Source organism: Bacillus sp. TL12, from assembly GCF_022625245.1.
In the GTDB taxonomy this organism is placed as follows: Bacteria; Bacillota; Bacilli; order Bacillales; family Bacillaceae_G; genus Bacillus_A.
Map to the genome: position 1 here is coordinate 1 of NZ_JAJJBY010000065.1, position 10,965 is coordinate 10,965.

Here is a 10,965-nt window from a genome sequence, read left to right on the forward strand (position 1 = left end):
CACTTGTTATTGACATCTTCTTTTTTATGTTTTTTTCCATTTTTTAGGTGTATCTTTTTTCGAACACCTGTGTTCGAATTTTCGAACACCCCCCCACTTTCAAACCCTTGCTATTACTGACTTTCTTCACTTTGCTCTTCTCACTCTTATATATAGGGCTAAAAGTTCCGCAAGGAACGGGTCGTATTTTTGAGAAAATCACTCAAAAATCTCCACCCTCAACATCAAAAAGTCGGTTCGTGAATCCTCACCTAAAGGCTATCGCCTTTTCTTTTTGTTGTTGTCCTTGCAAAACTTTTTTCGGCTCGTGTGCTTTTCTCGCCAAGCCGACAGACAAAAAGCAAAGCAATGGTTCTCGACTTGGACTAACAAGTATACGAGCCGAACCGCTTAGATCATTCGCTCAAAAATAGTTCTTATTTAAAATTTTGATACGTCTAATACGTGGGGTTTCGTCCCCACACGACGAGCCAGCACTCTAGCCAAAAAGCAAAATTAAGGCCAAAAGATACGGTTAAATCTATAAAAAATACAATGAGCCGCCCATATGGACAGCTCATTTACATAATTATCGATTGCGGAAGTTGTAAGAAATTAATGATATTTTATTATTTTGCCAGCACATGCTTTGGCTGGAGAAGATTCTAATACAGGTCCAACAAACCAAACTTTAACCTTATCCCCTTTATGTAAGTTTTTTATGTCACTTTTATTGACTATTTCAACTGATACCTTAGATGCTATCTTGGAGGATTCTAATACTATAAATACACCATTTTCTTCTTTTCGTTCTATAGTTCCTATATTTACACTCTCATCAGTAAAATTCCCACTGACTTTTCTTTTAGCACATGGACCATCATTAAGCTCTACGTCTTTTCTAAAAGAACAGCCCATTAGTATAATAATTGAACTAAAGATAATTAAACATCTTATATATTGTTTAATTTCTATTCCTCCTTGATCACCATAAGATTCGTTCTCGGAAGTTTATTATTTTTGCCGAACAAGTAATTTGAAAACTCCCTTTAGTAAGAAAAACATGCTAATTATCCAAGAAATCCCCGCAAGTGCTAATTGAACAGAGTTATCTTCCGACTCCATATTGTAATCTGAAAAGTTAGGTCCAAGCAAAAGTCTAAGCAGAATAAACAGGCTAACGGAGAATGTGGCTAAGTGAAGAATAAACCAAATTACAGTCTTGCTTTTGTATTTAAGCATTCCATAGATGAGGATGGCTAAAGAAACAAAAATTACAAGACTTGACCCATAGACCAAATAACCATGCACTTCTGCTTCCATTGGCAAATGTGTAGGTTGTTTGAATGATTTTTCCATGTTTACCTCAATGCCTCCTTAAATTCAGAGCAACCCCCTCCTCAAAAAGAAGAAACTCACAGCATTTCTTATGTACAACAATATGTCGCCTTATCAAACGCATCTTCAGGAATATAGACTTTATTGTCCTTGATTTTATATGGTATATCGTTTCTTTCCAGCTTATCTATGTCAACGCTTTCCGCAGTGTCACCCCATTGTACATATTCACTGTTGTAGTTTTGACAAGCCGAGAATCCCAAAATAATCACTAAACATACAAATAAGTTTCCAAAATTCTTTTTCCTCATAACAACCCTCCTCTTCCTTAATGGTACCATTTGGAAGAGGAGGGTTGTTATAAATATTGGATGTATATTTCATACATGCTCGGTTAACATAACGTCCCATTATCGGTAGCAAGGACATGGGGGAATCCTTGTATTTACTAGATTTTTTGTCTTTGTTTCTATCTATCTCTTATACAATATTTTATACATCGTTGATATAGCGGGGATTCTAGGGATCCCCGCTATTCTTTTTTTGCATAAAATCTTGTATAAAGTAAAAAAGATTTTGATGTTGGTATCGAGAAGTAATGAATATCGGTGTTAAAATCGAAATGTATTTCGAAATCAATTCGTTTTTAAAATCGGGTGTGAAATCAGTTGTAAGTGCATTTCGATTTTGATTAAAATGTTGATTAAATCGTATTTATGAGCTAAAAAACGTATTCCGTTTTTTAGGGAGGAATGAAAAATGGAACTAAAATCGGAAATGTATACACCGAAAATTGTGGCGGATCGTTTAGGGGTGACTCCCGATTTGCTAAAGGTATGGTCAAACGAATTTAATATACAAACGGAGCGAAGCCAGGGAGGGCATCGCAGGTACTCGAAGGAAAATATAGAAGAATTAAAAGCTATAAGAGAAAAAATACAGGTGCAAAAATGGTCTTACGATCGAGTGCGAGCATGGCGACATGGAGAACTTGATTCGTTTGTTTCAAAAGAAGAAAAATCAGAATTAGAAAAGAAATTGGATGAAGTATTAGAAAATCAGCAATTACAAAATCAGTTCAATCAAGCACTTGTTCAAAAATTACAGGAAATTACGAATGAATTAGTTACGACAAAAGAGCATTTAGCTAATACAGAGAAAAAGTTAGCGGAAGTAGAAGGTAAAAACAGTGAATTAGAAGTTTTTATAGAGAAGAAATTAGAGAAGCGGGATCAGTTATTACTTGAAAACATTAGAGATATGCAGAAGCAAAATCAGAAACAAAAACGGAAAGGCTTTTTCGGTTTGTTCAAAAATTAAATGTGGTTGCTATTTTATGTAGGGTTCTAATGTCGGAAAAAGAAGAATAGAAATATAGTATACATACAATAAGGGAATGCAGTATAGATCAGTCTACAAGCATTCCCTTGCTATGAATATGTTATTTTTTTAGTATTATAAATTTATAGAAAAAGAGATTTCTTTTGAAATAGTTTATTTAATTAATGAGTTTTCCGTTTTAATATTTTTAATTGTGTTACTATAAAAATAATTACATATTTTACAACTTAAGGGTTTGTATGGTGATTATTGGATGATGTTTTTATTTTTATTAGTGAATATATAAAAATATAATTTTAAGACAAAATTAATACTATAGGAGAGGATATTTATGGATTTAGTTATTGGTATGATTATTGGATTAGTTATTGGTATAATTATTGGAGGTAGTCGAAAAAAAACAGAATGACAGATGCACTAAAAAGAACTAAAAACTATGTTTTTAGTTCTTTTTAGTGCATCTGTTTTTAGAAAATTGTTTTTAAATTAATAACTCCTTGTGAATAAGTGATAATAAGTAATAGTAGAATAACTATTGTAATTGCAATTGTTTGTTTTTCTTTTTTTACTAATATAGTTAATCCAATAATGTATATAACTATACTCCAAATACTGGCTATACTATAAAATTTTAATGCATTAATCATTGGGTTTTTATTTTGAGTCATGAAAAAGAATATACTTGTAATATGGCCTGTTATTATTTCATTATAGAAAAATTGAACTATGATTCTAAGTGAAATATCAATTAAATAAGGAATATAAGCTAATAATCCAATGATAAATAGCTGTTTAAATTCAATTTTTATTTTGAAGATATAATATGTGATTAAGATTATTATTGTTGTAATTACAGTATTTATAAGTGGGTTTATAAATGATGAGAAAAACGCAATTAAATATGTAAATATTTTTAAAAAGTTATTAATACTTGTATTTAAATTTAATTCTTTTATCAAGGTAGTTTGATTAAAAAGTTCTATTGTTAATATTAATGATAATATGGCATTAATAAAACATATTAATAATACTGTTATTAATATGTTTTTTTTGTTGAAAATATTAATAAGAGTGACTTTTGGTTTTGTGAGTATAAAGAAAAGAGGTTTTAAAGAATTCATATTTTTTCCTCCTAGAAAAAATTATTAACAAGATTTTGTGTAATATAACTTTCTACTATAGCTGCTATAATTAAAAGGCTGATAATGATAAGAATATTAATGCTAATAGTCTTAAAAGAAATTTTTAATTTATCTCCTTTTAATGTTTTGAAAATCATGTATAAAGGGGATAGACCTAAAGATGATGCTAAAATTATTGCTGGTATTTCAAAGATTCCATGTGGAAGTATTGATAAAATTGTAAATAAAATTGATTGTGAATGATAAGTATGGTAAATAGATAAACCTAAGAATACACCATTCATTATTACCATATAAATTGTAGATAAACCAAATGTTATTACACCTAAAATTAGCGCAAGTAAAATTTTTCCATTATGTAAAATATAATCGAATGGAGTTTTCTCATATATGTTATTGATAGTATCAAAACTATCTTCTAAATTTTGAGCAAAAATAAATCCAAATATTGTTGATGTTATATATATTAGGATTGAAGTATAGACTAATGATTTAGGTATTTTTATCTTCATGTTTTTCTCCTTAAATTTTTGATACTACTAACTCTTCTAAGTATTTATTATTAATTAGTTGATTACTTGAGAAAGTTTCAATGATTTGGCCTTCCGAGATTAAAATAATTCTATTACATAATTCTTGTATGATATCTAATCTATGAGAAGATAATAAAATGCTATTTTTTTTTGATTTCACAAATTTTTGAAGTAGCTTTTTTGTTTCAAATGTAGATTTTGGATCGTAACCAGTCATAGGTTCATCTAATATTAAAAATTTAGGTTCATGAATTAATCCTGAGATTAAAGCTAGTTTATGTTTCATCCCAAATGATAAGTCGTTTATATAATTGTTTTTTTTCTCATCTAGATTGAATTTTTTTAAATAGTAATTGATTTTTTTTTCAATTTCTTCCTTATTCATATTGTGTAATTTACAAATGAAGTATAGAAATTCTTGTGGAGTTAATAAGTTGTAAATATATAAATCTGTTGGTACAAAACCTATTTGTGTTTTAGAAATATTATATAGTTTGATATTATTAGTGGAATATAGACCACTAATACATTTTAAAAGTGTTGTTTTTCCAGCTCCATTTATGCCTACTAAACCAACAATTTCATTTTGGTATACTTTGAAGTTAATGTTTTTTAAAGTTTGTTTTTCTTCTCCTGGATATTGATAATCTAAATTATTAATTTCAATTATTTCCTCTAAATTTCCCATTTTTTCCACCAGTCTTTCTTTAATATAATAAAGCAAACTACTATGATAAGAATATTAATTGTTATTATCCCAATTGATATATAAGTTAACATCTCTAAATAGGTTAATTTATTTATGGCATAATAGAGGTTTATAGTACCTATAATTGTTGGCATGAAAAATAAATATATACCAATAAATATAGCTTCTATTATTGTAGCTTTTTCAGAGGATCCAATCTTTGATTCATCCTCCCAATTGAAATTTGGAAAGATATAATTAGTTATGTTATAGATAAGACTTAGTGTAAATGAAATTATAATGATATTTATAAATGTTAATAAGAATTCTATAACATTGAAATTACATATGAATAGAAAAATTAGTAAAAGAATAGTGTTAAAAAGCAATAGAATACAGAATGATAATAATACTTTAGCTTTTAGTAATACTTTTATATCTTTTAGGTATATTAACAGAGTTTGTATCATCATTCCTTCAGCTTCAATATTTATTGTTTTATTTAATATTACTAATAATATTAAAGAAGAAACTATACTAATTCCTATAAAGCTGGAGAAATAAATGTTTTCTAAATTTATATCATTTATTTTGATATAAATTCCAATTCCGAAAAGAAAACCATATATTTTAGTCAAAAATTGTATTTGAGATTTTGTTGTATATATTTTTCGAGATAGCAAAATTAAATCTTTGGAAATAATCGCTAATATTATATTATTTGTTTGAATATTGTTTATATAGTAAGAAAGTTTATTGCTTGTTACTATATTTTTTTTGTTATGAGTAGGACTCACTGAATATTTATTGGTATTAAATGTTAAAAACAAAATATAGATTAGGGATAAAAAAACTAAAGTTATATAGAAACTAATTCCATTTTGAGTTAATGAGTAGAATATATTTAAATTAGAATTAATTATATAGTCTAAAATAAATTGAAATTTATTAATTATAATTTCTTTGCTAATATTTGTTATGGATGAGTTGTAAAAAATTATAAAAGATAGAAAATACCCTAATAGTATAGCTGCAGTAAGTTTTAAAAATGAATAAGTTGGAGTTGAATTTGAATTAATAGTTCTTAGTATATGAGTTAAATATACAAGTATACATTTTGTTAATAAAGAAAATATAACTATAAGTAGTAAGTTTACTGTATAGTATTTGATCGGAATATTAATGTCAGTAAAATATAAAAGAGATAATGACAAACCTAAAAACATTGGTATATAAATTAAAACTGTAGATAGAAAGAAAGTATCTATTGATTTAGCTAATCTAATAAATGATACATTAAGTTGTTTAGTGTTTATGCTGATTAATTCAAAGTCTGAAGAAAAATAAGTTCTTATGTATGAATCGTTAAGTTTAGAGAATGCAGATTTGTACCAAATGATTGTATAAAAAATGAAGTATATGATTTGAATTTCATTAATTTTTAAATTTACATTCAACCCTTGTAATAAATTAAGAAAAGCTAAAAATATAATAAAAGATAGTGCTGAAAGAGAAAGAAAAATGAGACAACTCATATATGTAATTTTTTGTGGAGAAATAACGATTTTATTATTAAAAAATTGTTTGAATTTCCATCTTACGTGAAGAAGGTGATGTAAAATTATTAGTTTTAAAAAAACTGATACTTGATTCAACATTATAATTATCCTTTCATGAATAGAGGTACCCATAAAATATGGGTACCTTTAAAAAAATTATATAATTACAATTACCATGCTATAAACATTTCTTCGCCTTTTTGTCGAGCTTGTTTTTTTAGATAATACCAGAGTGCTGCACCACTCAAACCTAAAATACCACCTGAAGAACCAATTAAACCTAAAATTGCCCAAATTGAAGCTCCAGCATTAACCATATCCCAAACTTTATGACATGTTCCGACACTAAGACCTGTAGCTGAAACTAAATCCATAATAAGTGTTTCCATTTCTTCACATTCCTTCCTTTTTTTTTATTTTTTCCCTCGTTTTCCATAATAATAAATAAAATGAAAATCCGCAATACTATAATTTATATATTTAGTGAATAATAAATATTAAGATATTTAAAATGATTAATTTTGAATATTATTAATAAGCTTGGATTTTACTAATTGGTTGTTCTCTTTTATGAGAAGAAAATAACCAGATATCCTCTATTGTTTGATCATATTGATATACTTTGTCGAAAATTGTAGTGAGGATTAATAGTACGTTCCTTCTTTGTTTTTCCTTTTGTTACTTTTAACTCTTTTCTACGTTTTCGTTTTAATTTCAAAATCATATTTGTTTCTAGGTTTAATAAGTCACTTACTCGTAGACCTGTGTTGATTCAAATAATAAATAAAATATAGTCTCTTTCTGAACAGTGACGTTTAAGTGCCCATTTCTTATCTTTAATTTGTTCTTTACTTCGGATGTGTTGGACATCAATGAGATGTGTTTTTTGTTCATGTGCTTCTGGATCTCTTTATGTATAGTATTTTGAATGTATACTTTTATTAGTGATTTTGTGGGGAATGGGTAAAGTGAAATATAGTCAATATAATCAACGAAATGAAAGTAAACAAATATTCAAAAGTTTACTTTCAAATTACGCCGAATATATTAAAAATAAGGCATTCTTTTATATATATCTTACTCGTTATAATAGTTAGTAATAACAGAATATGTAAAAGGAGGCGTTTATGAGTAAATTTAAATTATGTTTCTTTGGTACTCTATTTAGTTTAACTATAGTTGTATGTTTAGGAATCAATTCTATATTTACAATGTCTAGTGAAGAAAAAGAAAATTCAACAAATAATGAACCTCTTACTAAATCTATAATTGCTCCAGAGCCCCTATCCACTATTCAAAGTGCAGACACACAAGATCCCACTGGTTATTGGACAAAAGAAAAAATGAAAAATGCAATTCCTATGGACAAAATTATTAATGAGGAAAAAGAATCTAATATTTTAGAAAAACTTGAATCTCCTTCATTAGGAGAACCTACTGATGTTTCTGAACCAGTACAACCTCAAGAAACTATCGAATGAAGATTTTGCAAAATGTATCGGGTATGTCAACGGTACCGGACCGAGCCCGAAAGGGAGCGGGAGGATAAGGAGTTGACATACTTACTATGCAACCCTCTTGTGGTTGTCAAACGGTACCCGTTTGACCCTGCCAACCGGCGAGGGAGCCCCCTCAATATTGAGGGGGTTGGGGGTGTTTTATAAAGGGGTCAAGGGGGAACGTTCCCCTTGTAGGTTTGGACAAAGTCCAAGGTTTTAACTCCCCCTTTTAAGGGGGTTGGGGGGTGTCATGCTAAGCATGACCAAGCGTGTATTTGGGTACCAAATACGGAGCTTGCCTAATTACGACGATTACATTAAAATGGAAATATATAGAATACCATTTTAACGTGCGGATGACCTCTATAGATGGGCAGCCGCTGAGGAGGAATTACGTTGTGAGCGAGACAAGATCAGAGCCGAAACAAATTAAATTCCGGGTGAGCGAAGACGAGTTCCAACGGTTGACGCTTATGGCGGATAACGTTGGAATGAGTGTGCCGGCTTTCGTGAAAGCCAAGGCACACGGGGTGAGAGTAAGACAACCGAAGATTGACCGAAAAGGAGCAATCGAGGTAGCGAAAGAATTACGAGCAATTGGTACCAATTTGAACCAAGTGGCAAAGTGGTGCAATGCTCGAAAGCAAGTAAGTGAACAAGAATTGGAACGATTAAATTACAACATTGAACAAATCAAAAAAGGATTGGAAAAGGCATGGCAACAATTAAGCTAGGTAGTACAAAAAATGCGAATGCATTATTGAGGTACGCTGAGAAGCGCTCAGAAGCCTCATGTGGTGTGAATTGTGATGTAGAGTATGTTAGGAGTCAAATGACGGCTACAAGGGAAATATGGGGCAAAAATGGGGGTGTACAGGCCCATCATGTTGTACAATCCTTTAAACCAGGAGAAGTGACTTCTGAGTTAGCAAATCAAATTGGGCAAGATTTAGCCAAGGAAATTGCAAAAGGTCATGAGGTAGCAGTTTATACGCATGCGGATAAAGACCATATACATAATCATATTGTCATCAATTCCGTAAATGTTGAGACAGGTAAAAAATACGTAGATAATGCGAAAAACCTTTATTTTATACGTGAGCAATCAGATAAATTATGTGAGCAGCATGACTTATCTGTTGTAAAAGAACCATCAGCAAAGCAACGTTATCATCAAGCTGAATATGGTCTTGCCAAACGTGGTGAAGTAAGTTGGAAAGATGAATTACGTCAAGCGATTGACCATGTAAAAGATAGAACAACAAATCTAGAAGATTTTAAGAAGCTATTGCAACAAAACTTTGGTGTTGAAGTGAAAGAACGTGGTCAATACTTTAGTTTTAAACATCCTGATGTAGGGCGGTTTGTAAGGGGAAAAACACTCGGCTTAGACTATGAAAGGGGTACGATAGAAAATGAGTTTAGCAGACAAATTGAATCAAGTAAAGAGCGACGAGTCGATGAAACTTATACAAGAGTTGCAGAAGAATCTAGAGGACAATCAGAAGTTAATGGATCTACTGAAGGGATACGTCAGCGTACAGATGGACAGGGATACCGATATGAAAATGGCAACGAGCAAAGAATTGATAGCGATGCAGAAAACAAGCGAGGAAATACAGAAGGAGATGCTTTTGATTTTAGAAAAGCAAAGTCAGCTCTTGAACGTGAACAAAGAAATCTTACTGAAGACTTTGGAAACTGGAAAGAGCGAGATGGCAGCAAGCAATCAACAAACAGTTCACCATCTCCAAAACATTCAAAACAACCTAAAAGGACAAATGGAAGAAATCAGGAAAGACATGGGACGCGAGATTCACAACATGAGCATAAAAGCACAAAAAAGATTACAAAAAGTCGAGGAAAAGAGCAATCAATTGATTTTGAACCTTAAAAAAGATACCTTAATGTATTTTTGGGTAGATGCTTTCAAATATGGATTAGCTACAAGTGTAGTTCTAATCCCCTTGTATTTCCTTATACGCTCTTTTTTTTCATCGATAGGGATGGAACTACCTTAAGTGATTAAAAACATTTTAGAAGAGTTTAAGAGTGGTTTTATTTAACAATAGATTTCATGTTATGATGAAAATAGAAAAACCGCCCATGCTTTGGACGGCTTGGCGGCTTTTCATAATAAGGTTGGAATCAACCAATATATACTCTATATACATTTTAACATATAAAAGTTGATTCCTTCCACTAAGGGAGAGAATTATTTTATGACAAAAGTTGTAGATTTTGGACAAGTTGAAAAAAAAGCAAAAGAAAGAGATAGCAAGATTAATAGCATTTATGAAAAACTTGAAGGTAGTGGTGGACTTTCTGAAGAAGAAAGAGCCATGATGTTACAAGTATTGAGTAAAATGTCTGGTGGAGAAGAATACTTCATTGGTAAAAAGAAAAAACCTACAGATCGGGTGAGATTTGTGCAGATAATTACTGATAATATTAATTATTTATGTAAAATTGGATATCTGACAAATGCTGAAAAAGCTTTTTTAATTGATTTAATACCATACATAGAATTTAAAACTAATATTTTAGTTGAATGTTCAGATGAAGATTCAGACGAAATAGATGCAGATGCAGCTACACCAAGTTATTTAGCAAGAAAGTTAGGAAAAGGTAGAAGTAATCTTTCTGTTTTAATGAATGGGTTATTAGAAAAGGGCATTTTAGCAGTTGCAGAATCAGGAATGACAACTGAAGATGGACGTATTTGTAGTTCTCGTACATGGTTTGTGAATCCTAATATTTTGTGTTGTTCTCCTAAAGATGGAGTAGATAAGGCTACTATGAAGATTTTTAAGAAGTCTCTTAGAAATTTTAGAGTGGATGGAGATAAGAAAAAACATAATTTACCGATTTATTTATTTTAGATGT

Annotated in this window: 13 protein-coding genes and 1 pseudogene; 5 read left to right on the top strand and 9 right to left on the bottom strand. The window is 30.1% G+C overall.

The features are described from left to right. Positions 1-594: 594 nt before the first annotated feature. From LOK41_RS26190 to LOK41_RS26200, 3 genes are all read right to left on the bottom strand, one after another. On the bottom strand, positions 595-897 hold the full coding sequence (locus LOK41_RS26190) for a DUF3221 domain-containing protein (protein ID WP_106075171.1): 303 nt from the start codon (positions 895-897) through the stop codon (positions 595-597). Between the two features lie 96 nt (positions 898-993). Beyond that, positions 994-1,338, bottom strand: coding sequence for a hypothetical protein (locus LOK41_RS26195; protein WP_106075172.1), 345 nt, complete (start codon positions 1,336-1,338; stop codon positions 994-996). 68 nt (positions 1,339-1,406) lie between these two features. Then, on the bottom strand, positions 1,407-1,628 hold the full coding sequence (locus LOK41_RS26200; protein ID WP_241818927.1) for a hypothetical protein: 222 nt from the start codon (positions 1,626-1,628) through the stop codon (positions 1,407-1,409). A gap of 448 nt (positions 1,629-2,076) precedes the next feature. Here LOK41_RS26200 and LOK41_RS26205 point away from each other — a divergent pair, with 448 nt between their 5' ends. Then, a complete protein-coding gene (locus tag LOK41_RS26205; RefSeq protein WP_241818928.1) occupies positions 2,077-2,637 on the top strand; it encodes a MerR family transcriptional regulator in 561 nt (186 codons plus the stop codon). A 488-nt stretch (positions 2,638-3,125) separates the two neighbouring features. Here LOK41_RS26205 and LOK41_RS26210 read toward each other — a convergent pair whose 3' ends face one another. From LOK41_RS26210 to LOK41_RS26235, 6 genes and pseudogenes are all read right to left on the bottom strand, one after another. Next, complete coding sequence (locus LOK41_RS26210; RefSeq protein ID WP_241818929.1) at positions 3,126-3,779, bottom strand: hypothetical protein; 654 nt, start codon at positions 3,777-3,779, stop codon at positions 3,126-3,128. A gap of 11 nt (positions 3,780-3,790) precedes the next feature. Next, positions 3,791-4,312, bottom strand: coding sequence for a stage II sporulation protein M (locus LOK41_RS26215; protein WP_241818930.1), 522 nt, complete (start codon positions 4,310-4,312; stop codon positions 3,791-3,793). A 10-nt stretch (positions 4,313-4,322) separates the two neighbouring features. Then, positions 4,323-5,021, bottom strand: coding sequence for an ABC transporter ATP-binding protein (locus LOK41_RS26220; protein ID WP_241818931.1), 699 nt, complete (start codon positions 5,019-5,021; stop codon positions 4,323-4,325). Then, on the bottom strand, positions 5,009-6,679 hold the full coding sequence (locus tag LOK41_RS26225; RefSeq protein WP_241818932.1) for a hypothetical protein: 1,671 nt from the start codon (positions 6,677-6,679) through the stop codon (positions 5,009-5,011). Before LOK41_RS26225 ends, LOK41_RS26220 begins: the two co-directional genes overlap by 13 nt. A gap of 71 nt (positions 6,680-6,750) precedes the next feature. Next, complete coding sequence (locus tag LOK41_RS26230) at positions 6,751-6,969, bottom strand: circular bacteriocin, circularin A/uberolysin family (RefSeq protein ID WP_241818933.1); 219 nt, start codon at positions 6,967-6,969, stop codon at positions 6,751-6,753. Positions 6,970-7,114: 145 nt separating this feature from the next. Beyond that, positions 7,115-7,454, bottom strand: a pseudogene (locus LOK41_RS26235) (tyrosine-type recombinase/integrase); the annotation flags it as partial. A gap of 253 nt (positions 7,455-7,707) precedes the next feature. On the opposite strand from LOK41_RS26235, the gene LOK41_RS26240 reads away from it, so the two are divergent. From LOK41_RS26240 to LOK41_RS26255, 4 genes are all read left to right on the top strand, one after another. Then, positions 7,708-8,061 carry a hypothetical protein gene (locus tag LOK41_RS26240; protein ID WP_241818934.1) on the top strand — a complete coding sequence of 118 codons (354 nt, stop codon included), beginning with the start codon at positions 7,708-7,710 and terminating at the stop codon, positions 8,059-8,061. Positions 8,062-8,477: 416 nt separating this feature from the next. Next, a complete protein-coding gene (locus LOK41_RS26245; RefSeq protein ID WP_241818935.1) occupies positions 8,478-8,813 on the top strand; it encodes a plasmid mobilization protein in 336 nt (111 codons plus the stop codon). Further along, on the top strand, positions 8,795-9,973 hold the full coding sequence (locus LOK41_RS26250; protein WP_241818936.1) for a relaxase/mobilization nuclease domain-containing protein: 1,179 nt from the start codon (positions 8,795-8,797) through the stop codon (positions 9,971-9,973). Before LOK41_RS26245 ends, LOK41_RS26250 begins: the two co-directional genes overlap by 19 nt. Before the next feature lie 328 nt (positions 9,974-10,301). Next, positions 10,302-10,961, top strand: a complete 660-nt coding sequence (locus LOK41_RS26255) for a MarR family transcriptional regulator (RefSeq protein WP_098491922.1) — start codon at positions 10,302-10,304, stop codon at positions 10,959-10,961. Positions 10,962-10,965: the final 4 nt, after the last annotated feature.